The organism is Rhizobium sp. RSm-3 (genome assembly GCF_001854685.1).
Lineage (GTDB): Bacteria > Pseudomonadota > Alphaproteobacteria > Rhizobiales > Rhizobiaceae > Rhizobium > Rhizobium ecuadorense.
Genome location: NZ_MAWZ01000013.1, coordinates 233,843 through 260,103 on the forward strand (window position 1 = coordinate 233,843; position 26,261 = coordinate 260,103).

Here is a 26,261-nt window from a genome sequence, read left to right on the forward strand (position 1 = left end):
CAGAACATGAACGGAGAGTCAGGAACTACGGTCCGGATTACGATTGCTTCACAGCACCATCTAGACGGCGGTGCCAGTTCCGTAGAACGCCATCAAACTCTTCACCGATCCAGTTAGGGATTTCAGACACGTCGGGAATTAGAAGATCCTTGAGCGTGCGGTTAGCTTGTCTCCCGTAGTTAAACCGGTATTTATTCGCCCTAATACACATGCAGTAGAAGATTTTTTGCTCGACGCTGAGCTCTACCTTTGACCGAAGGCAGTAGAGATCGCGCCCGCTGTAGAAAGGCTCTGGCTGAAGAAAGGTCTCTAGAACGGACCCCCCACCCGCTACAGTCAAAACTCCAGCTTCGATAGGTTCCAATCCGTCGATGAGTTCCACTTTGGCTGACACACCGTTGTTGTTAGCTGTCCGCGAGACGAAGTTTACGCCGCTTGGATCAATCGTCAGCTTGTTCAGCTCAAGATTTACCCCGTAAAAAACCTCAAATATTTTCGAAACCTTCACCAATTTCACGCCAGCTCCTCCTCATCAGCTTCCGGCAGGGGTAGAATATCGTTCATAAGCTGGAAAATGAGATATTGTTTAACGGTGTTCTTATAGGTCTCTGGACCTAAGTTTGAATAATCTGTTTCCATATAAGCTTCCGCACACCACTCATCGGCGGCGGTCACCCGCTTCATTACACTCTCGCCGACATGAACTTCGCGATTTCGGAACGTATCAACCCAGTGATCTCGAATAGCTGACCACTGGCCGGCAAGATCAACCCGGCCTCTCTTTTTGGTCTTAACGAAACCGTCGTTTTTCCAATAGCCAAACCATGTCTTTGTATTTTGCTGTTCATGGGGCCTATGGGCTCTAAAGACCATAATGCATACGACAGTGCCAACGGGGTAAAACAACTCATCCGGAAGAGACATTACGGCTTCTAGGGTATGATACTTCAGGATTTCATAACGAGCGGCGTGAGGAGCAATCGCACAGGACATCGGCACGACAGCAATACCTACTCCGTCCGGGCGGAGGCAGTCCAGCATGTGTTTGGTAAAGTACAGCTCGTGTAAATCTTCATCCGACTGTGAGAAAGGCGGGTTTAACATGCCCACATTTGCGTCGTGCTTTTTCAACGCGTCAGCAATAGCCGCATCAAAGCAGGACCCCTGATAAAGATTCGCCTTTCCATCCCCTCTGAGAATCATGTTGGAAGCGGCAAGCGCAAACATATTCGGCTGCTGCTCGCAGCCTACAAGGCCCTGCGCTTTTATCAGGTCTCGCTCGTCTTGTGTGTTCGTTGCTCTCATCATCTGGTGCATAGCGGAGATGAGAAAGCCTCCGGTGCCAGCGCAAATATCCAGGACCACGTCATCCTTACCTACGTGCGCCAGCAGCGAAAAAAGCTCAGTCACATGCCGGGGAGTAAGTACGATACCGAGTGCCTTTTTATCGCCACCCGTGTATTTCAGAAACTCGCCGTAAAACTGACCCACGACGTCGTAGTCGTTGTAAATACCTAAGAATGGCCACACCTTCTCATTTAACTGAGTAATGAGTTCGTTAAGAACGCCTTTAGGATAAGCTTTGGTGGGCTTTCCGAGTTCGGGATGAACAGAGATGCTCGAATACGGCTGCGATAGATTGTCCTTTTTCGCCTGAGGTATTTTTGCCTTCTCAATCTCAGTGGTGATAACCCGTATCCACTCTTTTTGAAGTTCATCAGGCTTGTACTCATCGAAACTTTTCGCAAACGCACTGTTTCTCAGTGCGAGTAGTGTTCCACTGACGAGCAGTGGCTTCTCGCTCTCAGTGAGTTTTGCGTGGTCTCTCATGAAGTCATGAAGCTCTCTGGAGAAGGACATCAGCTCCTCAAAGCGAAGCCTCTGAACCGTCTCATCAAAGGAGGCGTGCCTGATAAATTCGTCCCAAGGCAGAAAACCTGAGATAGAAGCACCCTTGTCCGTCACCAGCGCTTTAGGTGAGACCGCACCCTTCGAGTGAAGAAACACAGAGACTCGGGACGAGGCTAAAGTCTCACCACTCACCGCTATCGCGATTACATTGATGTCCTTTGCAACTAAGGCTGAGTAGTGGAGTATCCCGTCTACAGCGTAACGCTGGATGCGACGAACCTTCGCACCTGGTGCCTCGATTATGGCGTCCCCGCTAGCGATGGTTGCCTCATCTACACCGCTGCTATGGTCCTTTGTACTGGCCTTGCACTCTACGAGGATAACGAAGTCTGGCGTACTCGGGGATGAGATTATGAACTCGGGTGAGCCCGCTCCGCCCCTTCCCGACTTACTAGCAACCCTAAACCCTCGACGGAGCAACGCGATGTTAGTTTTCTGTTCTTCCACCTGTATGTCAGAGGCCGGATCATAGTAGCCGAACCGACGAAGTTCTTCACGAACGACGTTTTCGGTCCTACGCTCATTCTTCGCCATCGGCCCCTCCGCGCGTCACGTCACCCAGTCATTCATAAAGGTTCTCGCATTAACGGACTGCAAAGAATCGGTGCGAAGAACTGCTACGTGTCTATAGCGTGGTGAACCTCCACGAGAGAAGACGTTTCTCGTATTGCCGGCTCGGCAATCGCCCACAGAAAGCAATCTAGCGTAGTGGGCTTGGTGTGGCCCTTGCGTAACTCAGATCACCGCCCGCTCTTTGACCGCCCGCTATAGGGAGGTTCCTCACAACGATGCGTAGCAACTGTTGGAATGCGACCCGACTTCCGGCTCAGCAGCAAGGTTTTAAATGACGGCTCTCTACATCACCTGCGCTGGGTGCCTATGTCACCGGGTTCGCTTGAGCGCTACCTCAATTAGACGCATGAACAGGTTTGGGCAGCACCTCTATCTCCGCGTCAATCAAAGATTGGTTTAATTACTCGTCGATCTGCCAGCACTTGTCCACCAGCCCTATTGGTCCTCGAAGCACCTAGATCAGGCAGCCGCCATGCCCAATGTAAACATTGATACAATACGCCCCGCCGCTCTAATAGACTTAAAAGCGGGAAGAACGCTTCACCTCTATTTGGCCAGATAATCTCAATCATTGAGCGGAATGATCAGCCTCAGCGGGCGGCACCGATCATCGCCATTGTATAGAAGACGATAGTTGGGGGAGCACTCGCGCCTATTGAGACTTTCAAACTCATATGCAATGTAAAGGCAAGAAAGGGGGACATCGTGTCCCCTCGTAGTCCCCGAGAGCCCGCCTCTAAGGGCCTTTGATCTGTGGTGGGCGCTCCCTCCGGGCCCACCAATTTTACAAACAAAACAACTATTTACGCCAATATCACGGATATCAGCGAGGGATTTTGGACGCTAATGGTCCGCCGAAAAAATTATTGGAGGGCGCGGACGCCGCCATTTGGGGACTGTTGACGAGGCAAAATCAGTTGATTCACCAAACCCTACATCCGGTCCCGCTTGTCCGCGTGGAAGCAACATATAATATGTGAATATCTACGGTCGTCGCTCAACATTGGGAGACGCGACGATTAGCGACGAGCTGCGGACGAAAGATAACCCGATGATCCTGCGATGGTGGAAACAGCGTTCGTACGAAAACCAAGTGCTTGCCAAAGTCATGGCGATGACTTTGCTCCTCAAGAATAATCATCTTCCCAATGACCCAGCTGTCCGCGATGCGATCCGAGACAATGGACGTAAAGGCGTACCGAAGGAGGTGGCAACCACGCACATTGCTGCGTCCCTGTTTGCTGAGATAATCAGTCGGATCGATGCGCCGCGCCGGCAGCAAATCTATGATCGGCTGTCGGATTGGGCCAGCTTTTCCTCATTCCCCCCTACAACGCAGGAAATAGAAAGGCAGCGCGCGGTGCGGAAAGACTTCCAAGCCGGCAAAATTCAGGAAGAGGACGGCCTTGTCACTCGTCTCCAGCTAGCGTTTCTAATGGCTCAGGATTGGCTTTTCGCCGACAAAATCATAATGCAGGATTGGAAGATACTAAAGAGCGAGATTTATGGCTCCCTAAAGGGATACTCGACCGAAGAGCGCCGAGAGCAGCGCTTGGATGAAATTCTTGACAATGCCGTGAGATGAGCGACGGTCGTACTTCGGGGAAAAGGAGGCCCACCAGGCTCGAAATTCCACGGTTTGTTGATACGGACACTTGCCCCCGCTGGACGACAATCGTACGACTTTGGCGCTCGCAGCCGTCTACATTGAAGGCTTGAGCTTGATCGCCATGTTGATCTGGCTGCGCACAGAAATGAAACCATCGTGATTGTTGCCGCGTCGTCATCCCGGTGATTTTGCAATCCTCCGCGATTGTCTCCACAACGACTGAGCAGCTCTTTGAAGCAATGTCGTACAGCGCCTTCTGAGCCTTTTGGACCTGCTCGCCCAACCGGAGCGCCCTGATCGAAGGGCAGCGACATAGTCCGGCACACAAAGACTTTCTAATAACTAGAAGAACGCCCATCGCTGGGCCTAAAGCCATATCGCGAAGGCGCAAAAATCGGTTCAGGGAATACTATCGCGAGGTTTCCAGGCGGGGATCGCCGCGCAGAAGGTTCAGCCAGGCCCGCGACACTTTCTCAGCACCTGTGCCCCCGATATGGCAATCGTCGAAGCGGTCGTCTCCATGAGTAACGCGTCAGAATTTGCGCCCTCGCGGATACCCGTGGATGAGTCGTTGCTTGTCGTCGAAAGTATAACGGCTTGGAGCCACCGCCCCCCTCCGCCAACCATTTTCTTCAGCGCGGAAAGTTGCGGCCAAGGAAAGATCTCATGTCTCGCACTCATCCCGCCGAGAAAATACATGGCGATCATGGCGGCCAGGCCGACTGCCAGCGTTTTGCGCGTGTTCGTTACCTTTTAATCATCATCCGATGGCATGGACCTATAGGAGCGATCAAGGATCGAGCTACAATCGACGACTATTTCGCGTGGAGCCGCCGGAAACCTGCTTTAAACTATAGACCGAACCAGTGATTGCCATCATCCGGTTGAGTGAGAGATCGTGCCTGCTACGCAGCATGCAGTTCCATGGAGAAATTCCCGCTGCTCGTCCATGAAAAGGCGAGATTGATCCATGAATGGCGGAGCCAATATCTTTTACCAGTAGAGATTTGGTGGAGGGCCTAGCCACCTGCCTTTCGATAGAAGTTGTGGTACTTATTAGTGGATGTCGTTGTTCTCGGGAGGGGGTAGCAATTCATGGTCGTGCACAGGGATATGACGAGCGACGAATGGAAGTGGCTTGTGCGCCTTTGCCAACACGAAGCGGATAGCATTCCGAAGGAAATCGAAGCGCGGTTTACCGAGCTTGGTCTGTTGGGGCCGAATGGTCTTTCCGACAATGCCAGGGATTTGGTTCGAAACGAACTGCTGGCAGAACGGCGAAACAGACTGCAAGGGCTTCACTGAGTGTTGACCTTGGATGCCAAGCAAGTGTCCAAAGCGGTGATGCAGGCAGTTGGTCGTAACCGCTCAACTGCAATCCGCTTGCTCGTCCATCGGCTGCCGCCGTGACGGCAGCTATCCCGATTTCATCTGCGGTCGCCAATCCAGAAGACGTCGTAGCCAGATCAATACCGAGCAGGCCTTTAATAGCTGCAGGAGCGGCCGTCGCTCGGTCTGAACCCACCCCCGCAGGCCGGGTTGAGCGGCAGCTCTTCCCGATAATAGCCGCCCCCGATCGACGAGGTCTGGTCGAGATTTCCGGATGAGGTGCAGGCCGAAGTGATCGTGGCAAGGCTGATCAGCGTTCCGGTCGCGATAAGTGCGAAAAATCGGTTCATCTGAGCTTCTCCTTCGGAGGACATGGGTTTGCCCGAAGGGGGTAATTTACCACGCGATCACGCGCATTTGTGGGGAATTATAGCAGATCACCCGCTTTGGCACGCCCTCCTAACGCCAATGTGATTGGCTTTCGGCCTGCACTCAAGCCATGCACCGTCACATAACTGTCATGCAAAATTGCCCATTGCGACGGCAGCCTGGGCAAAATATATGCTGCCGCCTAACAAAAAAAAGAATGAGTAAACTGCCATGAGTGCCATACAGAAACTTTTCAACCGCAATCTCCTGACCCGTTTCGTCACCGGTCTCGGTGCGGTTCCCCAGCGCTTTCGCGACGCGTGCGAAGAGCGCAAGCCTGCGATCCATCCCTCCTTCATGGACGATTTCGGCGCCTGACGCGCCGGAAAGCCGCCACTGACGGCTCCGATCAGGCGGCGGCGGACAATTCCTTCCGGAACCAGATCCTGTCGACCGGCCTGCCTTCGGCGCGCCCGCCGATCCTGCCGAATTCGACGTAGCCGAGTTTGGGGTAGAAGGCCGGCGCCTGGGTCGAGAGCGTGTCGACGCAGGCCGTGACGGCGGCGCGGCGGCGTCCCTCCTCTTCCGCCGCCGCCATCAGCTTCGTGCCGATGCCGCCGAGCCGCTCAGATTGCGCAACCCATAAATTGCCGATGAAGAGCACCGAGAAGGAAACGGAGGCCGTTATGCCGCCGAGAAGCCGTCCGTTCTCCCGCCAGACGATGGCAAAGGCCTCGCGCCGGATCTGCGCGTTTTCGTTAATGGCACTGATACCGTCTGATATCGCGTTGGAGATTTCGGCCGGCACGGGGTCGAGCGTTTCGAACATTGTTTCCTCGTCGTCGGCGGCCGCCCTCAGTTCACCGCGGGCGCTGCCGGTTCGCCCCAGCTTGATATGGGCTGGCCGGCCTTGGTTGCCACCCTGATGTCGTAGAGCGCCAGCGAAGCCTGCAGCTGCCGCATGTCGTTGCAGCGGTTGATGATGCCGCCGATATATTGCACGCAGTCGCTGGCGCTACCCTGCGCCGAGCCCGTCGCCCAATCCTTGACGATCCCATCGGCGCCCACCAGGAAATAGGACAGCCGGTTGTTCTGCGACACAGTGGAGCTGCCGACCAGGCCGGCGAAATTCGTGCCGGTCTCGGTCTTAGCGGCGGGCGCCATATGCCGGTAGATCGTCATGCCGTTCTTCAGCGGCGTCGCGCCGATCATCGGCCCATAGGTGGCGTCGGAACCGGAAAGCCGCGCCATCGGCGACTGGCCGAGATTGGCGATCTCCGCATAGGGTTTGCCGAGCGCATAGCTGGTGTAGGAGCGGTTGGCGGCATTCTCCGCTTTTTCCGCCACCTGGGAGCAGCCCGCCAAGCCGATGGCGAAGCCGAGCGAAAGAATTGTCATGAAGCGCATGCTGCCCCCTTGCCGGACACAGCCTGTCCGCCCCTGTTTCTTAACCCGCCGTCTTTGCTAGCAGGTTTGGGGGATTTGGGAAGGTGGTGGGAAGACGCAGGAATGGTCAGGGCGTGCCGTGGCCGCCCCCTCTGCCCTGCCTCCACGCGTCATGCACTGCCGTTACCGGCGTCTGAGAGCGTCACCTTCTCCTCCCTCATTCCTGTGCCTGTCACAGGAATCCAGCCACCGCGCGTCTGCGCGGTGAATGACTTTTTACGCTGAAGCAGAGTCTTCCGCGCCCAAAGACTTGGGCGCACTGGATTCCTGTGACGAGCACAGGAATGAGGGAGGAGAAGGCGGAGACCCTCACCCCAGCCTGGCAGAGGGGTCTGGCACGGCACACCCTCTCCTCCCGCCCCCGCACATTTTTCTCTCCATGCGCACTCGCCCTTCTCTTCCGCCGCAATAGCTTCACAATCAACCGACAGAACGTTCATCCGGGAAACGACAACTAGGGAATGAAACATGGCGCCGATGCTTTCCAAGACCATTCTGATGACTGCCCTTCTGGCCCTGCCGCTTGGCAGTGCGGCGCCTGTATGGGCGCAGGAGGCAAAGCCGCGCGAGGCGGTGATTTCGGTGACGGGGGATGGCGAATCGGCGCTTGCGCCCGACATGGCCGTCGTCAATCTTGCGGTCGTCAAGCAGGCGAAGACCGCCCGCGAAGCGCTCGACGAGAACAACAAGGCGATGAACGAGGTGCTGAAGGCGCTGAAGGACGGCGGCATTGCCGAGCGCGATCTGCAGACCTCCGGCTTCTCAATCCAGCCGCAATATAATTATCCGCAGCCAGTCGATGGCCAGCAGCCGCCGCCGCAGTTGATCGGCTACCAGACCATCAATTCGGTCACCGTCCGGCTGCGCGATCTTGCCAAGCTCGGCCAGGTGATCGACCAGTCCGTCACCCTCGGCATCAACCAGGGCGGCGATATCCAGTTCACCAACGACAAGCCGGAAACGGCCCTCGAAGAGGCGCGCAAGAACGCCGTCGCCGAAGCGGTGAAGAAGGCGAAGACGCTGAGCGAAGCCGCCGGCGTCAAGCTCGGCCGCATCATCGAGATCAACGAGAATGTGCCCCGCCCGATGCCGCAGCCGGTTTATCGCGCCACGATGATGAAGGAGGCCTCAGATGCGGCGGTTCCCGTCCAGGGCGGCGAGAACAATTATACTGTCAGCGTCACCGTGACGTTTGCGATCGAGCAGTAAATGAGAAAGTGCCGCGCGTCGGCCCCTCATCCGCCTGCCGGCACCTTCTCCCCGTAAACGGGGAGAAGGGGATATGACGCGACCTCTCCGTCCCTCACCAACGTCTCGCGTGGCAAGTCCCCTCGCCCCGTTTTTACGGGGAGAGGGCTAGGGTGAGGGGCAACCTTGTGGCTCCGAAGCATCGCGCCAGGTAAGAGCGCAACTGTCATCAAACCGAACACAAAAACAAAACCGCCCTTGCCGATCCGGGGAGACGGGCAAAGGCGGTTCTGCAGCGCCGCACGTCTTTCAGACGTGCAAAGGACGCTGCAGCACTTTGAATTACTGCATAATTTTGTCCTTAGATCGTTTCCGATCTAAGGAATTATGCAGTAGCCGCCGCGTCGGGGAGACGGGGCGGTATTCTAATCTATATCAGCGGCGCAGAGCCGGGCAGCCGCGGACGTTGCCGAAGCTCATCTCGCCGGGGCCGCGGCGTGTCCAGCCCTGGACGATGACGCGGCGCGGGGTGACGTCGACGACGCGGGCGCGGCGGAAGCCGTAATCGCGGGCCATGTCTTCGGCCAGACGCGGATCGCAGCCGCGCGGACGGCGGTCGTAGCCCGGACGGTCGTAGCCCGGAGCCGGACGGCGGTAGTCCCGCGGCGCGTCACGGTCCTGATCGCCGATAATGATATTCAACTGCGCGGCGGCGGGCGCCACCGTGCCGGCAAGGGTGCCGGCGGTCAGCATGGCGGCAAGACCCGCCTTTGCCAAAAACTGCATCATCGAAAAACCTTTCGTTTCAAAGTCGGTGCGGCCGAGCCGCCCGGGAATCACTCATACGGATTAGAGAAGAAGCGGCTGAAAGTGTCGCCGTCAAGGCAAAAGGGCCGGCAAGCGCCGTGTCGGCGCTTGCCGGCGCAGTCCTCAGCGCCGGATCAGCGGGCAGCCGCGGACATTCGCGAAGGTGATCCTGTCCCAGCCGCGGCGGTCGCGCCCGGCAACGACGACGACGCGCGGCGACATGCGGGTGATGCGGGCATCCCGCAGGCCGAGATAACGTGCCTTGTGCACGGCGCGCATCGGCGAGCAGCCGCGGATCGGGCGGTGGTACTGCGCCTCGACGACGAAATTCGTCTGCGGCCCTGCGGCTGCGGCCGTGGAAACGGTGGCGGGAATGGCGCCGAGGGCGAGCACTGCGGCGAGGCAAGCCTTGGTGAGGAAATGCGTCATAAGTGTCTCCGTCGATTGATCTTTATCTCTCGCATGCCGTTTTCGCGCGCCATGCTTAAGCTCCCTTCAGGGATTGTCTCGACAGTAAACGCTGCAAACTGAACGGGGTTCGAACCAGGCATTCAGTTTTCATTCAGAAGGATTAATCCTTTCACGAACTCAGATGCAGCACGATTTCGCGCCGGTGTGGCCGGTCGCGGTGTTCGAAGAGATAGAGGCCCTGCCAGGTGCCGAGCAGCAGCCGACCGCCTGCGACGGGAATGCCGATCGAGACCTGCGTCAGCGCCGCCTTGATATGCGCCGGCATATCGTCCGGCCCTTCGGCCCGATGCACGACCCAGCCCATGTCAGGATCGGAGGTGGGCGGCACCAGGCGGCGGAAAAAAGAGAGAAGGTCGGCTTGCACGTCGGGATCGGCATTTTCCTGGATCAGCAGCGAGCAGGAGGTGTGGCGCACGAAGACGGTGAGAAGCCCCTCACCCTGCCCCGAGGCACTGACGAAGGCATCCGCCTGGTCGGTGAATTCGTAGAGACCCTGTCCGCGTGTGGACAGGGTCAGGATCGTCTGTGGCAAGGCGCTCTCCCCTCTCGGAATATATCGCCGCGAGTTGGCGCGCCGTGACGGCCAAGTCAATGCCTGGATCGGTTCAGAGCTTGATCAGCGTCTCGAAGCCGCCATAGATCATCCGCTTGCCGTCGAAGGGCATCTGCCACTGGTCGCCCTTGAGCCTGGAATCCGCCATCACCTTGGCGTTGATATCGTCGCGCTCCTGCCGCGACCGGTAGACGATCCAGGCAAACACCACGACCTCATCTTCTTTCGCCTGCACGGCGCGGGGAAAGGAGGTCAGTTCGCCATAGGGCACATCGTCGCCGATGCATTCGACATATTCGAGCGCACCATATTCCTTCCAGATCGAGCCGGCGAAGGTCGAGAATTTCTTGTAGGCCTCGATATTCTCCTTCGGCACCGCCACGATGAAACCGTCGACATAGGACATAACACGCCTCCTCCATCCATCTCGCGCTGGGGAGAGAAATAGGAGAGCGGCCGGGCAGGTCCAGGGAGGAAGCGCCGGGCAGAGGCAATCACGGCCCATTCACCAGCTTGAGGATGAGCTGCTGGATATTGCCGCCGTCGCCCATTTCGATCTTGTCGAAGTCGCGGCCGCGCTGGCGCTGCCTCATGGAGATCTCGCCGAGGCGGCGGGTCAGCTCGATGCGGATCTTCTTGCAATCGGGGTCGTCGGCAACGGTGAGGCCGATGCTCATCGTCTCGATTTCCTTGACCATCTCCTTGATGGTCTCGCCATGCACGCGCTCATGCGTCTGCACGCCCGTGATGAAGCTCTCCCAGCTGCTGCCGACGGCCGGCGGCAGCGCGGCCGATGGTTTCGGCAGCGTATAGGTGATGATCAGCTTCGGCCGGTTGGTGGTGATGACGCAGGCATTGCCCTGCGCTTCGTATTTCCGGGTCCAGGTCAGCTTGAACGTCGTATGCGCGATCACCCGGCCCGTGACCCCGGCCTTTGGCCCCCGCGCCCCGATCGATTCGTAGAGTTCGGCGCCGGTCGTTCCCGATATCGAATAGGGCCGCACCTCTTCCACAGCCTGCCAATCGGCCCGTGCGGCGGCCGGCACCGATGCGAAAAACGCCGCCAATACATAGGGTAGAAAGGTTTTCGTCACGCGCGGCCCCGCCGAATTATGATTTGCGCGGACCCTAACGGGAGCCGCTGCCGCTTTCAACGCACCATGCATGCATCACCCCTGCAGCGTCTTGACCTTGGTGAGATCCGGGAAGAGCCGCATCCACAGGAGCACAACGATAACAGTGCCGAGCCCGCCGACGATGCCGGTGGCGACCGGGCCGAGGGCTGCCGCCATCATGCCGGATTCGAATTCGCCGAGCTGGTTGGAGGTGCCGATGAACAGCGAGTTGACCGCACTGACACGACCCCGCATCTCATCCGGCGTTAGAAGCTGCACCAGCGAACTGCGCACGACGACGCTGACCGTATCCGACGCGCCGACGACGAGCAGTGCCGCGACGGAAAGCACGATATTGGTGGAGAGCGAGAAGACGATGGTGGCGAGGCCGAACACGGCGACAGCAACAAGCATCTTGCGCCCGACATTGCTTTCGAGCGGCCGGCGGGCAAGCACGATCGACATGGCGAGCGCGCCGATCGCCGGTGCGGCGCGCAGAAGCCCGAGCTCCCACGGGCCGGCATTGAGGATATCACGGGCAAACATCGGCAAGAGCGCGGTAGCGCCGCCGAGCAGCACCGCGAAGAGATCGAGCGAGATCGTGCCGAGCATCACCGGCCGGCTGCGAATGAAGGCGACGCCGGCAAAGACCGAGGCGAGCGTTACCTTCTCGCGCTTGCCGGGCGCCCATTGCATGCGGATCGAGATGACGTTGACGCTGGCGGCGGCAAAGAACAGCGCCGACACGGCGAAGGGCGCCACCGGGTTCAGCCCGTAGAGCAGGCCGCCGAGCGAGGGACCGATGATCAGCGCCGTCTGCATCATCGAGGTGGAGGTTGCGACCGCCTTTTGCAGCATCGAGGCCGGCACGATATTCGGCAGCAGCGCCGCCATGGTCGGCCGCTCGAAGGCGACGACGGCGCCGAGCACGGTGACGGCGACAAGGATGCCTGAAGGCGTCAGCCATTGCTGCCAGGTGGCAACCGCGAGCACCAGCGCCGTCACCGCCTCGATCAACTGGCAGATGAGGCCGATGCGCCGCCGGTCGAAGCGGTCGGCGACATGGCCGACGACAAAGGTCAGCACCGCCATCGGCAGGAACTGGCAGAGGCCGACGAGGCCGAGCGCAAAGGCGCTGTGCGTCTGGTCGTAGATCATCCAGCCCATGGCGATGCCGATCGACTGGAAGGCAAGCGAGGAAAAGACGCGGGAGGCAGCGAAATTCAGATAGCCGGGGTGGCGAAGAACGCTCCGCGGGGCTTGGGATATGTCCATTGCGATGTCACCGGCCGGCGATGGGAGACGCGGCCTTCAGGAGGTTTTCGTGAATGTCAAAACGGTGTTCTGCTCCGATGAGCGGTTTGTCAATTGCAACGCGCGGTGATGACGGCGCACCGGCCGGCATCAGCGCGGCTCCTTGACGATGGTCAGATAGGCGGGGTCGAATTCGGCGATTTCCTGCAGGCGCTCCCAGTCGACGATGGTGATCGTCCGGTTCTCCCAGGTGAAGACCCCCTCGCGCCTCAGCGCCTGCAGTGTCTTGTTCAGATGGACGACGGAAACGCCGAGCACGTCGGCCATCTCGATCTGCGTCAACGGAAACTGGAAGCTTTCGCCCCGCGTCCGTTTGACGACCTGCAGCCGCACGAAAAGCTCGCAGACGAGATGAGCGATATGGGCGCGTTTGGAGCGCCGGCCCATGGCGACGATCCATTCCCGGTGAATGGCGCCATCGACCAGCGTGTCGAGCCAGAGAAGACGGGTCAGATGCGGCATGCGCTCGGTGATCGCCCTGAGATCGGCATGATCGGCGAAGGCGACATGACAGGCCGACAGCGCAACGATGCCGTGATCCATCTTCTTGACGGGAAAGGCGTGCAGGTCGACGAAATCGCCGGCGACATGCAGCGCGGTAATCTGGCGGCTGCCATCGGCCATCACCTTGTAGCGCGCCGCGAAACCATCGATCAGCAGCGTGCTGTAGGGCGGCCGGCTGCCTTCGGGGACGATATCCTCTCCGGCAACGAAGTGCCGGTCCTTGACCAGGATCGACCGGAGAAGGTTTTCCTCCTCTGCCGACAGCACATCGCGGCTTCCAAGGTTGAGCAGCAGGGCTTCAATCACGGGCTTGTCCGCCGATAGCACAAGAGGTGATCATGACGATGCGACCTGTATTTTCTATAAGAATCAATGCCTAGCCTCGGGAACAATTGTCTTCATCTGTAATTTCCCCTGTGACCCACAGGAAGAAACATGGCTCGCTACTTTTTCGATCTGCATAACGGCGAAGGTCCGACACGCGACGAGCATGGCACCGAGCTCAGATCGCGCGCGGACATTCCCAAAGAGGTGACCCGCATCCTGCTGGATGTGGCCCGTGACGAACTGCCCGCGGGGGATCGCACCATCATCGCCGTCACCGTTCGCAACGAAAGCGGCGATCCGGTGACGGTTGCCAGCCTCGTCTTCAACAATGAATGGCTCGACGTCCTGCGATAGCGGTCGCCGCGACGCGGCTTTGGCTCTTCGTTTATGCATGTCGCAGCATGCATTAGGACCCGCCTTCATAGCCGGCAATTAAATTTGACATAGTCGCGCCATTGCTCCGAGCGAGATCGGAGGCGGCATGCCGGCTGAAGCTATTTGGCGATTTCCTCGAGAATCAGCCGGATTTCCGCCAGCGGCCGCCGGCTTTCGTCGAAGAGTTCCACCGACAGCATGTTCAGCGGTTCCGCCGGCAGTCCTTCGGCGGCCATCTCCGCAAGCACGCGGCGCGCCTCCGCTTTGGCGGCCTCGATGGAGGCGAATTCATATCCGGTTTCGGTCGCCCCGACGCCATCACGATCGAGGAGCTGAAAGTAGAATTTCGGCACGACACATCCCCCGCTAGATCAAGTCAACGATCCCGCAACCAACAGGTTCCACCCGAGGCTATTGTCACCGTCAGAAGGTGCCGGCCTCCGGCGAGGCCATTTCCTCGATCGCGTCGACGCGGTCGGGATAGAAGGCGAGATGGTCCTTGATGTTGCCGACCGCGGCATTCGGCGCCTCGTAGGTCCAGACGGCATTCCTGGAGCGCTCGCCGCCCGGAATGATGCTGTAATAGGCGGCGTCCCCCTTATAGGGGCAATGGCTGGCATGATCGGTGCGCTGCAGCAGCGACATCTCCACATCCTTGCGTGGAATATACTGCACCGGCGGATAGGAGGCCTCGCGTAGCGTCAGCGCATCGCGGCTGTCGGCAATCACCTTGCCGCCAAGCGTGACGACGACGCGGCAGGGATTGTGCTCGACGGTGATCGGATGATCCGGGCCGGGAATCTTGATCGATTTGTCTGACATGAGATTCGTCTCCAGGAGATATCGATCTCACCGAGATAGGGCGGGCATGCCCCCGGCCCAAGACCTTTGCGGACGACAGGCATTAGAATTTGAAACGCGGCGATGCCAGGCTCAGCATCGCCTTTTTCGGCGCCGCCGGCCAATGACGGACAAGCGCGTCTTCGACCGTTGCGATCAGCCTGGCGATATCCTCGCCGGCAGAAGTGTGCAGGGCCTCGGCAACGATCAGCACCGAGCGCGTCGTCGGGCGCACGGCCGAAAGCCCGCTCTGCCGGTTCGTCCAGCGTCGCGCATGCGCCCTCTCCTCGCCGTCTGCGAAGATCACCTCGTTTGCTTCAGGATGCTCGATTTCGCCGCCGAAGGTCAGATAGGTCTCGTGGCCGCCGGCCCGCCGAACCTCGAGATCATCAGTGATCCGTTCCGTGTCGAAGACGGCGATCGGAATGGCGAAGGCGAGCGAAATCGCATTGCAGAGATCGACGAGCGGATGCAGGCGCGGCAGGCCATGCTCCTGGCGGAAGCGGCGCAGCAGCGCCTCGGAGGCTGAGCGATATTGCGTCGGCTTCAGCCCCATGCGGGAAAAGCCGCGCCGCCACGCCTGGATTTCCGGAAATTCGCCCTCCTGCGCCGCGGCCAGCCGGGCCTCGGCAATCCCACTGAAGCGCGCAATCGCCGTCTCGACATCGGCATCCGCATGGATAGCGTCCACATGAAGCGCGCCGGCGCGCAGCTCCGGAAACGCCTGCCATATCGCATTGGAATGACGGAACTGCATGGCCTACCTCCCTCCGGATATATTCATTGCCGCCCGGTTGCCGGCAACAGCAAGCCCGAGCACGGCCGCCAATACGCAGGCGATGCCGGCGATCTGGTTGAGCCCGATCGGTTCGCCGAGGATGAGGAAAGCCAGCATGACGGCGCAGACCGGCGCGACCGCAGTGAAGAGCGCAGCCTCCGTGCCGCTCACCCTTGCCGCCCCGGCGTACCAAAGCAGGAAGCCGCCGACCGTCGGCACCAGCGCATAATAGACGACGGCAACGACGGCGCTTGTGGACATATCCGGTGCGAGAGGCGCTTCGAACACCGCCGGGATGACGGCGACGGCGAAGCCGATGCCGGCCATCAGCGTCGACTGGGCAAGCGGCGGGATCTCCGTCTTCAGCTTCTTGTTCAGCAGGATGAACAGCCCCTCGCAGACGACGGCGCAGAAGATCAGCGCATTGCCGGCGAGCGACCCGCCGGCCGCGTCCGGGGTGACGGCAATCGAGAGCACGCCTGCCGTCGCCAGCGCCACGGCAACAAGCAAAGCGGGCTTCGGCCTTTCGCGGAGCAGCAGAATGGAAATCGCAGCCGAGACCACCGGCAGCGTGCCGATGACCACGCCGGCATCGGCCGCCGAGGTCAGGCTGAGGCCGGAGATCAGCAGCGTCGTATAGCCGACGCTGCCGGCGCCGGCCTGGATGACGAGGATCAGGCGGTCATGCCGGGAGAGTTTCGGCAGCCGCACGCCGCTCGCCCGCATCAGCACCAGCAAGACGGGAAAAGCCAGCGCGAAGCGCAATGCCGTGGCGGTGAACGCCGGCAGGCCGGAGGCGATGAGCTTGCTGGCAATGACGGTGCTTCCGACGGTCAGCATGGCCAGCGCCAGATAGAGATAGCCTTGAACCTGCTTCGACATTCGGCGCCTCCTGTTGGACGCGGCGAGAAAACAGCAGGGAGCGGATCGGGTCTTGAACGAAATTGCAGGCGCTCAGAGAAAAGCGCCGGCATAGAGCCGCGGCGACAGGCCGTATTTGCGCACGAAGACACGCGTCATGTGGCTCTGGTCGGCAAAGCCGCTGGCGAAGGCCGCTTCCGCAAGCGGCGTTCCCTGAGCGATCAGCCGCCGTGCGATATGGATGCGGGCCTGGACGAGATAGGCATGCGGCGTCAATCCCGTCGCCTTGGCAAAGCCGCGCAGCACCTGGAAGCGGCTGAGCCCGCTTTCCCGCGAGAGATCGGCGAGCGAGACGGCGGCAAGCGGATCGTCGTCGATCAGATCCCGGGCCACGCGGATCGAGGCCGGCACCGGCGGCCGCTCGTCGCTGCCGCCGCGCTCGCGCATGACATCGGCGACGAGCTGCAGCAGCATTTGCTCGCGGAGCAGACAATCGGCCGCTCCATCGCCGGTGACCGCACGAAACAGCATCTCGAAGCGGGCGGCGATCGCCCTGTTGCGGATGACCGGATGCGGGATTTCCGATCGCCCTGCCCCGCCGTCGCCGATCTCTCGCGCCAGGCCGGCGACGAACTCGGGATCGAAATAGAGAATGCGCCACGACCGCCGCTGGCCAATCGGCGCGCCATCATGCACCTCGTTCGGATTGACGGTGATGATATCGCCGGCTGTAGCCTCCACCATGCCGCGGCCGCTCAGCGATTTCTGCGCCCCTGATGAGACGAGGCCGATGCCGAACTGCTCATGCGTGTGCCTGGAAAAACTGTGATGCGTTTCCGCTTCCACCGCTTCGACGCCCGCCAGAAGACAGCGCAACATCCTGAACTGGTTTTTCGCCGTCATCTGCCTGCAGCTCCGATCGCCGGCCACTCTGCCAGCCGGATGGTAATGGGGCAATGGCTAGAAAAACTCGTCGAGCAGCCGGAAGTAATCGAGCCTTGCCGGATCCGGCATCGTCAGCCCGTAACGATCGAGGAAGGGCTGCACCAGGACCTCGCCGAAATTATAGGCGATGCTGCGGCAGGCGAGCGCGATATCCTGATGGCGATCGGCGACGCCGAGCCGGCTGCAATCGATATAGCCGGAAAACCCTTCTGCCGAAGCGACGAAATTCGGCAGGCAGGCATCGCCATGGGTGACGACGAGATCCTCGCGATCCGGCCTTCTGCTTTTGAGCTCGGCAAACAGGGTCGCGGCACTTTTCCCAAGCCGCGTCTCGTCGAAATCGGTCTCGTCGACGATGCCGGCCTGCATGCGCGCTTTGGCCGTGGCGACACGGTTCTCCAGCCGGTGATCGAAGGGGCAGGAGGCGATCGGCAGGTCATGGAGACGGGAAAGCGCTGCTGCCAGCAATTCCACCCGCACCAGCGGCGTCAGCGCCGAGGCGCTGGCAAGATCATTGCCCGGCAGGGCGCCGATCAGCAGCCAGTTACGCCGGCCGTCGCTTTCCCGGGCTATCACTTCGGGACACGGCAGGCCGGCTGTCTTCAGCCAGCCGAGCCGGACGGCTTCATCGGCAAGCTCGCCGAACGGCCCCGCCGCCTCGACCTTCAGGTAGAGGACCGGCAGCCCCTCGCCTTCCAGCCGGAAGACGCTGGCGGTGGAACGGCCGAGCGTATCGCGTTCGAACCGGTAGCCGGACAGCCGCTCCGCAAGCGCTCCCGGCAATGTTTTGGAAAATGTCAATGAACGGTTTCGGCGGGTGCAGCTTCGAGAAGGATTTCGAACGCCTCTTCCAGGGCCGCCACCAGAATATCGGTCAGCTCGTCGCCCTTGTGTTCCAGGAACAGCGCGCTCACGGCTTCATCCTGACGCTCAAGAAAATGCTCGATCTCGTTCGACATATCATTGTCCTCTTCGTCACCGTATCATCACGGCCATGAGGAGAGGCTAGATGCGGTTCCTTGCGTGTGGCTTGTTGCCAGTGAGACGCAATCCCATCGCAAGGCCTAGTCAAGAATATCATACTTCGCATACTGACTGCGGGGGATCAACCCGCCGACTTCGTGGGCAAACGACACGACTTTCGTCGCTCCCTCATCCAACTCGCACCGGAAACGAACGTGGTACCAGCCTTTGGCTGTGCTAAAGGCCGCATCGTCGACGTTGAGAATGCTGCCGGCTCGCAATCCAAAACTGGGCAACGAGATGGGGAAATAACGCGGCGAACCGTGAACAAGTTGGGCCTGAAGCTCGGTGGTGCAAAGCGTGGCCACTCGATTTTTACGTGGAAGCCCATTGATCGCAGTTTGCGCAAACGGGCTGCCATCGTCCGTCTGTGAAAACAGCGTTTTTGCCTTGGGTAGATCGCTGTTTTTAGCAATCGCTTTAGCCGTCTCAGCGGTCTTTTCTTCAGGCGGTTTGGCCTGCTCGATCGTCGTATTGGTTTCGCCAGACACGTCTGTCGGCGGCCCATTACGCTCCGGCGAAACGTCCGCCGTCGCAACCTCAGGAAGCTTCACGTCATCTGGCAGGGGTTTTGATGGAGGCTCCTCAGTTTTAGGTTTATCGGCCGCCGCCTTTGCCGGCATCTCCGCCGTTTCGGAATCCTGCTGCGGCGGGGTTGTCGCAGGTTTGGCTTCACCTTGCGAAGAATTTCCCGTCAGCGACTTTTCGGGGCCGCTATTCTTATCGCCAAACTCAATGACCGGGCGCAGGGTCGGCATCGGCTTCGTTTGCGCGGGAGTTTTCTTAGCCGCCGCCGCCGGCGGAGGCGGTGGTGGTGGCGGTGGTGGAGGTGGAGGCGGTGGAGGCTGCTTCTTCGCCTGTTCCGGCGGCTTCGGCTCCGGTGGCTTTTCCTTGGGCTTTTCCTCCGGCTTCTTCTCCTCCGGCGGCGGAACGAGTTCGACCTTCACGCTCTCTTCTTCGGCAGGCTTCGGCTCGATCTTCGGCAGGCCGAAGATCAGAAGCGCGACTAGGGGAACATGCAGAAGCACGGACACGACAACACCCCAGCGGATTTCAGGCCGCTGTTTTCCCGTTTCGTGCTGCGTTTCCGCCGGTGCCACGTCTTCTTCTGTCACAGCAGCGATGTGGCCTTTAAAACCGGCAGCATCAAGCCACAAAGGAAAAAAACTGCGTGATCGGCGTCATTGGTCGGCAGCCCCGTCATCGGCCACCAGGTCATGCGCCTGCCATTCGCCTTGCGGAATGGCATCGCCGACGAGAAGGGCGAAGGAGGTGACCTTGCCGGAGCCGGCATCGAGGCCGCATTTGAACTGGATGTTGTACCATGCCCTGTTGCTGCGCAACGCCCCGCCCCTCACCTCGACGCTGTTGCCGCTGATTTTCTCCGGCGCCATCGCATAGGGGGCGAGCAGATCGGGCCGCATATCCGGCCGCGCGTGGCGGACCTGCTCCAGCGCCTCGAGGTCGCAAAGCTGCAGATTGCGCTCGCTGCCGGCAAGGCCGCGCAGCGCCTCGCGGGCGCGCCGGCTGCGCGGATCGGCCAGCACCTTGTCGGAAAACAGCCGGCTTGCGGCGACGAATTCAGCCGGCTTCGGCGCCGGCGGAGCGATCGGCGTCACAGACGGGATTGCCGCAGCAGGCGCATTATTGGCAACCGGCGCAGGCCTTTCTGCTGGGCGCGCCGCGGCTTCGGGCTTTGCCGCTTCAAGCGAAGGCGCCTTGACCGGCTCGGCCGTCTTCACTGCTCCCACCGGCTGCGGAACGATCTCCACCAAGAGACCGTCATCGGGCGATGGCAGCGGCGGCTCGGCCTTCGGCAACAGCAGCAGGAGAAGGAGGATCGCCGCGGCATGCAAGGCGAAGGACGCCGCCGCGCCCCGCTGGATCCCATCGTCCCATTTGCCCGCCGCCAGTTCCATCGGTCAGGAAGCAGCCGTCGGACGATCGGCGGTGATCATGAAACTGGGGAGCGCTTTCATCATGGAGCTTGCCCTAAAATCGGGCCGGGTGCCCTGCCGCGGAAATTGAAGCACGGTGCGACACTGTCAGCACAGCCGAAGCCATGCAACAAATAAAATACACAATCTTTAATTGCATTCAGCCGAGCGAACCGATGAGATCCCGATAGGCCGCCTCAGGAAAGGCCTTCAGCGTCTCGGTCCGGACATTGCCGCCCATGGCGAGCGACAGCGTAAAATGCGCCATCACCGCGTCGTCGGGCGCCTCGCAGACGGCGACCATGTCGTGTCCGCCCATCGTCAGATAGAACTGGTTGAAGGAGCCGCCGACGCCGGCGAGCAGTTTCTTCGCCGCGTCCAGCCGTTTTGTCGAGTCGCGAACAGTACGGATGCCTTGGTCCGTCCAGTTGATCAAAAGAATGTAAGTGGTCATGTCGCACCTCCTAACGGAGGACCGGTCTACGCAGGTATACGTCGACCCTCGCTCGCGCGTCGCGATCGATCTCTTCCCCCGTGGCCGGATTATAGGCCTGTCACCAGGCAGCGACAAGAAAGCCGCCGGGATCATTGGTACTAATCACAACGCAAAAGCCGGGCGCGAGGCCCGGCTTTCCAATCAGAACGACGTTGTCCAAATCAGCTGTCGAGGAACGAACGCAGCTTCCTGGAGCGGCTCGGATGCTTCAGCTTGCGCAACGCCTTCGCCTCGATCTGGCGGATACGTTCGCGGGTGACCGAGAACTGCTGGCCGACTTCTTCGAGCGTATGGTCGGTGTTCATGCCGATGCCGAAGCGCATGCGCAGAACACGTTCTTCGCGCGGCGTCAGCGAGGCGAGAACGCGGGTCGTCGTCTCGCGCAGGTTCGCCTGGATGGCGGCGTCGATCGGCAGCAGCGCGTTCTTGTCCTCGATGAAATCGCCGAGATGCGAATCCTCTTCGTCACCAACAGGGGTTTCGAGCGAGATCGGCTCCTTGGCGATCTTCAGGACCTTGCGGACCTTTTCGAGCGGCATGGCGAGCTTTTCCGCCAGTTCCTCCGGCGTCGGCTCGCGGCCGATCTCGTGCAGCATCTGGCGCGAGGTGCGGACGATCTTGTTGATCGTCTCGATCATGTGCACCGGAATGCGGATCGTGCGGGCCTGGTCGGCGATCGAGCGGGTGATCGCCTGACGGATCCACCAGGTCGCATAGGTCGAGAACTTGTAGCCACGGCGGTATTCGAACTTGTCGACCGCCTTCATCAGGCCGATATTGCCTTCCTGAATGAGGTCGAGGAACTGCAGGCCGCGGTTCGTGTACTTCTTGGCGATCGAGATGACGAGGCGAAGGTTCGCTTCGACCATCTCCTTCTTGGCGATGCGCGCTTCGCGCTCGCCCTTCTGCACCATGTGCACGATGCGGCGGAATTCCGAAATCGAAATGCCGGTCTCGGTCGCGAGATTCTGGATCTCCTGGCGGATGTCGCGGATCGTCGTGTTTTCGCCGCGGGCGAATTCCTTCCAGCCGCGGGCGGCCAGATTGCCGATCGACTTCATCCAGTTCGGATCGAGCTCGGCGCCCTGATACTGTTCCAGGAATGAGTCACGCTTGACGCCGTAGGATTCGGCCAGGCGCAGCAGGCGGCCTTCGTTGGAAACGAGGCGCTTGTTGATGTCGTAAAGCTGCTCGACCAGGGCGTCGATGCGGTTCTGGTTCAACGACAGCGATTTGACGGCCTTGATCAGCTCGTCCTTGAGCTCCTTGTAGCGGCGCTCCTGGGCTGAAGACAGCGTGCCGGATGCCGACAGGCGCTGCTCGACCTGCTGGTCCTGCAGCTTGCGCAGCTTCTTGTAGGTCTCGGCGATCGTATCCAGCGTCTCCATCACCTGCGGGCGAAGCTCGGCTTCCATCGCCGCCAGCGAAAGGTTGGATTCGTCCTCGTCCTCTTCCTCCTCCTCGGGAGGCAGTCCCTCGCCGCCGACATCGGTGATGTCGTCGTCGCCGGAGCGGGCGCGGCGGGTCTTTTCCTTTTCCTCGGCGGCCTTGCGGTCGGCCTCGATCTTCTCGGGGCTCTGGAACTGCGGCGCAGCCTTGGCTTCAGGACCGGAATAGGTGGTTTCGAGATCGATGATCTCGCGCAGCAGCGTCGTGCCTTCGTTGAGTTCGTCGCGCCAGATGATGATCGCCTGGAAGGTCAGCGGGCTCTCACAGAGGCCAGCGATCATCGTTTCGCGGCCAGCCTCGATGCGCTTGGCAATGGCGATTTCGCCCTCGCGGGAAAGAAGCTCCACCGAGCCCATCTCGCGCAGGTACATGCGCACCGGGTCATCGGTGCGGTCGGTCGGCTCTTTCTTCTTGGCGGTTGCGAGCGCCGTGCCGCTCGAGGGTGCGAGTTCGCCGCCTTCGCTCTCCTCGTCGCCGCCGGCGTCGTCGTCATCGCCGCCGCTGGAAGCACCGGCTTCCTCGGCTTCTTCGTCTTCGATGACGTTGATGCCCATGTCCGACAGCATCGACATCGTGTCTTCGATCTGCTCGGATGTCACTTCTTCGGACGGCAGGACCGCGTTGAGCTCGTCCATCGTCACATAGCCGCGCTTCTTGGCGGCCTTGATCATCTTCTTGACCGCGTCGTCGGAAAGATCGAGAAGAGGGCCGTCGCTTGCGCCGTCGCGTTCGACTTCCGCGTCTTCGTTCTCTTTGACCTTGGTTGCCATTTATATCGTCGCCTTCCTGACGCTATCCAATCTCGCTACGGTGAATGGGCCGTCTCAGGGCCTGACGCGTCGCTCGCGCCGCCCTCGAATCACCTTTGCCCACCTAACGGGATGACATTTAAAGCCTGATTAACCACGATCGCCGGCATCGGACAGCAAAGCTTTTTTGCTTTTGGATTTCCGGCCATGGTTGCGCGATCCGCCTTGACCCAGTTCACCGTTTCAACAAGTCGAACGGTGATTCCCACATTTTTTGTTCTCGTCAAGCTTTTCTACAAAAAAAGCTCACGAAAGCTCGGAAAAAGCCTTATCCACAGGCTTTGAACCGCGGCAGCGATTGCGAAGCCTTATTTAAGATGCGGCGAACAAAAGACAAGGGCAGCAAAGATTTTGCCCGCCGAGCCAGTTGTTCGCGCCATTTTTGCAGTCCGGACGTTGCTCTATTCCGCCTCTGCCCTGCCAAATATTGGCTACTTTGCCTCGCCATCATAGGCCGTCACCTTCAGCGCGCCGAGATCGACTGCGGGAATGCAACGCAGATTGACCGACGCCATGGCGGCGCCATTCGGGGCCACGCCTTCGCCGAACGGTGCAATGCCGCACTTGGCGCAGAAGTGATGTCGGATGACATGCCGGTTGAAGGTATAGGTGGAGAGATCCTCTTCGGGCGTCTTCAGCACCAGCTTGTCGCGCGGCACGAAGGCCAGAAGCCCGCCCCGCCGGCGGCAGAGCGAACAGTTGCAGTCCAGCGCCTCGGTGAATTCGCCTTCGACCTCGAAAGCGACCTTGCCGCAATGGCAGCTTCCTTCATAGAGCATGTCTTCCTCCTCACATCCAATCCATCACGACTTTGCCGGAGTTGCCCGAGCGCATCGCCTCGAAGCCGTCGCGGAAATCGTCGATGCCGATGCGATGAGTGATGATCGGCGCAAGGTCAAGGCCGCCCTGGACGAAGGCGATCATTTTGTACCAGGTCTCGAACATCTCGCGGCCATAGATGCCCTTGAGATTGAGCATCTTGAAGATCACCTTGTTCCAGTCGATCTCGAAGCCCGCCGGCGCGATGCCGAGAATGGCGATTTTGCCGCCATTGTTCATCTTGTCGATCATGTCGCGAAAGGCGGGCGCCGCCCCCGACATTTCCAGCCCGACGTCGAAACCTTCGGTCATGCCGATCGTCTTCATCACGTCGGCGAGATTTTCCCGGGAGGCGTCGACGACATGGTCGATCCCGAGCTTGCGCGCCAGCGCCAGCCGGTGCGGATTGATATCGGTGATGACGACCTTACGGGCGCCGGAACGTTTGGCGACCAGCGCTCCCATGATGCCGATCGGCCCGGCGCCGGTGACAAGCACGTCCTCGCCGACGAGATCGAAGGAGAGTGCGGTGTGCACGGCATTGCCGAACGGATCGAAGATTGCGGCGATCTCATCTGATATATCCTCCGGGATCGCCACCACATTGCTTTCGGGAATGCAGACGAACTCGCCGAACGAACCCGCCCGGTTGACGCCGACGCCGAGCGTGTTGCGGCAGAGATGCCCCCTGCCCGCCCGGCAGTTGCGGCACTTGCCGCAGACGATATGACCCTCGCCGGAAACCCGCTCGCCGACGTGATAGCGGGTGACCGCCGAACCGATCTCGGCGATCTCGCCGGAGAATTCATGGCCTACGACCATCGGCACCGGAATGGTCTTCTGCGCCCACTGGTCCCAGTTCCAGATATGCACGTCGGTGCCGCAGATCGCCGATTTCCTCACCCGGATCAGCACATCGTTCGGCCCGACCTCCGGCACCGGCACATTCTCCATCCACAGCCCGACTTCGGGTTTTGATTTGACCAGCGCCTTCATCATGTTCGACATATCTGTATCCTTGGTCAGTGCCTGTTTCGGCCCCTCATCCGCCTGCCGGCACCTTCTCCCCGCAGGCGGGGCGAAGGGGACACGCGGCGACCTCTCCGTCCCCACCATCCTCTCGCAGGGCACGTCCCCTCGCCCCGTTTACGGGGAGAGGGTTAGGGTGAGGGGCAATCCCCCATTCTCAAATCACACCCAATTCCCGCCCAGCCTCAGCAAAGGCCGCAATCGCCCGCTCAACATCAGCCCTGGAATGTGCCGCCGACATCTGCGTGCGAATGCGGGCCTGGCCTTTCGGCACGACGGGGAAGGAGAAGCCGATGACGTAAATGCCCTTCTTCAGCATCAACCCGGCCATGTCCTGGGCGAGCTTGGCATCCCCCAGCATGACAGGAATGATCGGATGGCCTTCGCCGGCGAGCGTGAAGCCGAGCTTCGTCATCTCGGCGCGGAAGAGATCAGCATTGTCGGAGAGGCGCTTGCGCAAGGCATCGCCGTTTTCGATGAGGTCGAAGACCTTGAGCGAGGCGGCGGCGATGACCGGTGCCAAGGTGTTCGAGAACAGATAGGGCCGCGAGCGCTGCCGCAGCCATTCGACGACCTCGGCTTTCGCCGCGGTATAACCGCCGGACGCGCCGCCAAGCGCCTTGCCGAGGGTGCCGGTGATGATGTCGATCCGGCCCTCGACGCCGCAATGTTCGGGCGAGCCGCGGCCGTTCCTGCCAACGAAGCCCACCGCATGGCTGTCATCGACCATGACCATGGCCCCGTATTTCTCGGCGAGATCGCAGACGCCGCCCAAATTGGCGATGATGCCGTCCATCGAGAAGACGCCGTCGGTGGCGATCAGCTTGAAACGGCTGCCTTCGGCTTTCTTCAATTCCTCTTCGAGTGCCGCCATGTCGTTGTTGGCGTAGCGGAAGCGTTTGGCCTTCGACAGCCTGACACCGTCGATGATCGAGGCGTGGTTCAGCGCATCCGAGATGATCGCATCTTCTTCGGAGAGCAGAGTCTCGAACAGGCCGCCATTGGCATCGAAGCAGGAGGAATAGAGGATCGTGTCTTCCATGCCGAGGAAGGAGGAGATACGAGCCTCGAGCTGCTTGTGCTCCTCCTGGGTGCCGCAGATGAAGCGCACCGAGGCCATGCCGTAGCCATAGCGGTCGAGCGCCTGCTTGCCGGCCGCGGCCAGTTCCTCGTTGTCGGCAAGGCCGAGATAGTTGTTGGCGCAGAAATTCAGCACCCGCTCGCCGGTCGAAATGGCAATTTCGCCTGCCTGCTTGGAGCTGATCACCCGCTCGGATTTATAGAGGCCGGCATCCTTCAGCGCCGAAATTTCGGTCCTGAGATGGGAGAGAAATGGCGAAGTCATGGGCGGCCCTTCCTGATGTTTTTTATAGCACTCGGGTTA

At 60.2% G+C, this 26,261-nt stretch carries 31 protein-coding genes and 1 pseudogene; 5 read left to right on the forward strand and 27 right to left on the reverse strand.

The window, feature by feature from the left end; all coding sequences use genetic code 11:
• Window positions 1–37: 37 nt before the first annotated feature.
• Together BBJ66_RS14330 and BBJ66_RS14335 are read right to left on the reverse strand one after the other, a co-directional pair.
• Window positions 38–517 carry a restriction endonuclease subunit S gene (locus BBJ66_RS14330; protein WP_190238002.1) on the reverse strand — a complete coding sequence of 160 codons (480 nt, stop codon included), beginning with the start codon at window positions 515–517 and terminating at the stop codon, window positions 38–40.
• Entirely contained in the window at window positions 514–2,445 is a 1,932-nt protein-coding gene (locus tag BBJ66_RS14335; RefSeq protein WP_071087791.1) for an HsdM family class I SAM-dependent methyltransferase, read from the reverse strand. The genes BBJ66_RS14330 and BBJ66_RS14335 overlap by 4 nt, the downstream gene beginning before the upstream one ends.
• 1,015 nt (window positions 2,446–3,460) lie before the next feature.
• On the opposite strand from BBJ66_RS14335, the gene BBJ66_RS14340 reads away from it, so the two are divergent.
• On the forward strand, window positions 3,461–4,069 hold the full coding sequence (locus tag BBJ66_RS14340; RefSeq protein WP_244511676.1) for a hypothetical protein: 609 nt from the start codon (window positions 3,461–3,463) through the stop codon (window positions 4,067–4,069).
• A gap of 586 nt (window positions 4,070–4,655) precedes the next feature.
• On the opposite strand, the pseudogene BBJ66_RS35855 reads toward BBJ66_RS14340, so the two are convergent.
• Window positions 4,656–4,801: pseudogene (locus BBJ66_RS35855) on the reverse strand (sialate O-acetylesterase); the annotation flags it as partial.
• Window positions 4,802–5,188: 387 nt separating this feature from the next.
• Between BBJ66_RS35855 and BBJ66_RS14350 the strand changes: the two are divergent.
• Entirely contained in the window at window positions 5,189–5,398 is a 210-nt protein-coding gene (locus BBJ66_RS14350) for a hypothetical protein (protein WP_071087797.1), read from the forward strand.
• A gap of 179 nt (window positions 5,399–5,577) precedes the next feature.
• Here the strand turns inward: BBJ66_RS14350 and BBJ66_RS14355 are convergent, their stop codons facing one another.
• On the reverse strand, window positions 5,578–5,772 hold the full coding sequence (locus tag BBJ66_RS14355) for a hypothetical protein (RefSeq protein WP_003593214.1): 195 nt from the start codon (window positions 5,770–5,772) through the stop codon (window positions 5,578–5,580).
• Between the two features lie 250 nt (window positions 5,773–6,022).
• Between BBJ66_RS14355 and BBJ66_RS34950 the strand changes: the two genes are divergently transcribed.
• Entirely contained in the window at window positions 6,023–6,169 is a 147-nt protein-coding gene (locus BBJ66_RS34950) for a hypothetical protein (RefSeq protein WP_190238003.1), read from the forward strand.
• A gap of 31 nt (window positions 6,170–6,200) precedes the next feature.
• On the opposite strand, the gene BBJ66_RS14360 is transcribed toward BBJ66_RS34950, so the two are convergent.
• The gene (locus tag BBJ66_RS14360; RefSeq protein ID WP_071087799.1) at window positions 6,201–6,620 is read right to left on the reverse strand and encodes a GNAT family N-acetyltransferase; all 420 of its coding nucleotides are present in this window, start codon (window positions 6,618–6,620) and stop codon (window positions 6,201–6,203) included.
• A 26-nt stretch (window positions 6,621–6,646) separates the two neighbouring features.
• Window positions 6,647–7,198, reverse strand: a complete 552-nt coding sequence (locus BBJ66_RS14365; protein WP_071087802.1) for a hypothetical protein — start codon at window positions 7,196–7,198, stop codon at window positions 6,647–6,649.
• A 507-nt stretch (window positions 7,199–7,705) separates the two neighbouring features.
• Here BBJ66_RS14365 and BBJ66_RS14370 point away from each other — a divergent pair.
• Window positions 7,706–8,446 carry an SIMPL domain-containing protein gene (locus tag BBJ66_RS14370; RefSeq protein WP_071087804.1) on the forward strand — a complete coding sequence of 247 codons (741 nt, stop codon included), beginning with the start codon at window positions 7,706–7,708 and terminating at the stop codon, window positions 8,444–8,446.
• Window positions 8,447–8,860: 414 nt separating this feature from the next.
• Here BBJ66_RS14370 and BBJ66_RS14375 read toward each other — a convergent pair whose 3' ends face one another.
• The 7 genes from BBJ66_RS14375 to BBJ66_RS14405 form a co-directional block, all read right to left on the reverse strand.
• Window positions 8,861–9,214, reverse strand: coding sequence for a hypothetical protein (locus BBJ66_RS14375; protein ID WP_049736299.1), 354 nt, complete (start codon window positions 9,212–9,214; stop codon window positions 8,861–8,863).
• A gap of 141 nt (window positions 9,215–9,355) precedes the next feature.
• Entirely contained in the window at window positions 9,356–9,661 is a 306-nt protein-coding gene (locus BBJ66_RS14380; RefSeq protein WP_049736269.1) for a hypothetical protein, read from the reverse strand.
• A 151-nt stretch (window positions 9,662–9,812) separates the two neighbouring features.
• Complete coding sequence (locus tag BBJ66_RS14385) at window positions 9,813–10,235, reverse strand: secondary thiamine-phosphate synthase enzyme YjbQ (RefSeq protein WP_071087806.1); 423 nt, start codon at window positions 10,233–10,235, stop codon at window positions 9,813–9,815.
• Between the two features lie 73 nt (window positions 10,236–10,308).
• The gene (locus BBJ66_RS14390; RefSeq protein ID WP_071087808.1) at window positions 10,309–10,662 is read right to left on the reverse strand and encodes a DUF1428 domain-containing protein; all 354 of its coding nucleotides are present in this window, start codon (window positions 10,660–10,662) and stop codon (window positions 10,309–10,311) included.
• A gap of 88 nt (window positions 10,663–10,750) precedes the next feature.
• Window positions 10,751–11,422 (reverse strand): DUF922 domain-containing Zn-dependent protease, encoded by a 672-nt coding sequence (locus BBJ66_RS14395; protein ID WP_083335563.1) that lies wholly within the window; start codon window positions 11,420–11,422, stop codon window positions 10,751–10,753.
• 3 nt (window positions 11,423–11,425) lie between these two features.
• A complete protein-coding gene (locus BBJ66_RS14400; RefSeq protein ID WP_071087812.1) occupies window positions 11,426–12,646 on the reverse strand; it encodes an MFS transporter in 1,221 nt (406 codons plus the stop codon).
• 129 nt (window positions 12,647–12,775) lie between these two features.
• Window positions 12,776–13,495, reverse strand: coding sequence for a Crp/Fnr family transcriptional regulator (locus BBJ66_RS14405; protein WP_071088125.1), 720 nt, complete (start codon window positions 13,493–13,495; stop codon window positions 12,776–12,778).
• Window positions 13,496–13,624: 129 nt separating this feature from the next.
• On the opposite strand from BBJ66_RS14405, the gene BBJ66_RS14410 reads away from it, so the two are divergent.
• On the forward strand, window positions 13,625–13,870 hold the full coding sequence (locus BBJ66_RS14410; RefSeq protein WP_049736263.1) for a DUF6894 family protein: 246 nt from the start codon (window positions 13,625–13,627) through the stop codon (window positions 13,868–13,870).
• Window positions 13,871–14,010: 140 nt separating this feature from the next.
• On the opposite strand, the gene BBJ66_RS14415 is transcribed toward BBJ66_RS14410, so the two are convergent.
• The 14 genes from BBJ66_RS14415 to BBJ66_RS14475 form a co-directional block, all read right to left on the reverse strand.
• Window positions 14,011–14,244, reverse strand: a complete 234-nt coding sequence (locus BBJ66_RS14415; RefSeq protein ID WP_003565354.1) for a DUF6894 family protein — start codon at window positions 14,242–14,244, stop codon at window positions 14,011–14,013.
• Window positions 14,245–14,314: 70 nt separating this feature from the next.
• Window positions 14,315–14,713, reverse strand: coding sequence for a DUF427 domain-containing protein (locus BBJ66_RS14420; protein WP_071087815.1), 399 nt, complete (start codon window positions 14,711–14,713; stop codon window positions 14,315–14,317).
• An 82-nt stretch (window positions 14,714–14,795) separates the two neighbouring features.
• Window positions 14,796–15,488: a B3/B4 domain-containing protein gene (locus BBJ66_RS14425; protein ID WP_071087817.1), complete on the reverse strand. Its 693-nt coding sequence runs from the start codon at window positions 15,486–15,488 to the stop codon at window positions 14,796–14,798.
• A 3-nt stretch (window positions 15,489–15,491) separates the two neighbouring features.
• Complete coding sequence (locus BBJ66_RS14430) at window positions 15,492–16,391, reverse strand: DMT family transporter (protein ID WP_071087819.1); 900 nt, start codon at window positions 16,389–16,391, stop codon at window positions 15,492–15,494.
• A gap of 72 nt (window positions 16,392–16,463) precedes the next feature.
• Complete coding sequence (locus tag BBJ66_RS14435; RefSeq protein ID WP_071087820.1) at window positions 16,464–17,273, reverse strand: AraC family transcriptional regulator; 810 nt, start codon at window positions 17,271–17,273, stop codon at window positions 16,464–16,466.
• Between the two features lie 57 nt (window positions 17,274–17,330).
• Entirely contained in the window at window positions 17,331–18,116 is a 786-nt protein-coding gene (locus BBJ66_RS14440; RefSeq protein ID WP_083335564.1) for an APH(3')-II family aminoglycoside O-phosphotransferase, read from the reverse strand.
• Window positions 18,113–18,274, reverse strand: coding sequence for a hypothetical protein (locus tag BBJ66_RS34955; protein WP_003593186.1), 162 nt, complete (start codon window positions 18,272–18,274; stop codon window positions 18,113–18,115). The genes BBJ66_RS14440 and BBJ66_RS34955 overlap by 4 nt, the downstream gene beginning before the upstream one ends.
• A gap of 105 nt (window positions 18,275–18,379) precedes the next feature.
• Window positions 18,380–19,495 carry a DUF930 domain-containing protein gene (locus BBJ66_RS14445; protein ID WP_071087822.1) on the reverse strand — a complete coding sequence of 372 codons (1,116 nt, stop codon included), beginning with the start codon at window positions 19,493–19,495 and terminating at the stop codon, window positions 18,380–18,382.
• Window positions 19,496–19,519: 24 nt separating this feature from the next.
• A complete protein-coding gene (locus tag BBJ66_RS14450) occupies window positions 19,520–20,257 on the reverse strand; it encodes a DUF930 domain-containing protein (protein ID WP_049736255.1) in 738 nt (245 codons plus the stop codon).
• Between the two features lie 178 nt (window positions 20,258–20,435).
• Window positions 20,436–20,729, reverse strand: coding sequence for a GYD domain-containing protein (locus tag BBJ66_RS14455; protein WP_071087824.1), 294 nt, complete (start codon window positions 20,727–20,729; stop codon window positions 20,436–20,438).
• Between the two features lie 203 nt (window positions 20,730–20,932).
• The gene (rpoD, locus tag BBJ66_RS14460; protein ID WP_049736253.1) at window positions 20,933–22,990 is read right to left on the reverse strand and encodes an RNA polymerase sigma factor RpoD; all 2,058 of its coding nucleotides are present in this window, start codon (window positions 22,988–22,990) and stop codon (window positions 20,933–20,935) included.
• A 470-nt stretch (window positions 22,991–23,460) separates the two neighbouring features.
• A complete protein-coding gene (locus BBJ66_RS14465) occupies window positions 23,461–23,808 on the reverse strand; it encodes a GFA family protein (protein ID WP_049736252.1) in 348 nt (115 codons plus the stop codon).
• Between the two features lie 10 nt (window positions 23,809–23,818).
• Window positions 23,819–24,856: an L-threonine 3-dehydrogenase gene (tdh, locus tag BBJ66_RS14470; RefSeq protein WP_071087826.1), complete on the reverse strand. Its 1,038-nt coding sequence runs from the start codon at window positions 24,854–24,856 to the stop codon at window positions 23,819–23,821.
• A 178-nt stretch (window positions 24,857–25,034) separates the two neighbouring features.
• Entirely contained in the window at window positions 25,035–26,222 is a 1,188-nt protein-coding gene (locus BBJ66_RS14475) for a glycine C-acetyltransferase (protein WP_071087828.1), read from the reverse strand.
• Window positions 26,223–26,261 lie beyond the last annotated feature (39 nt).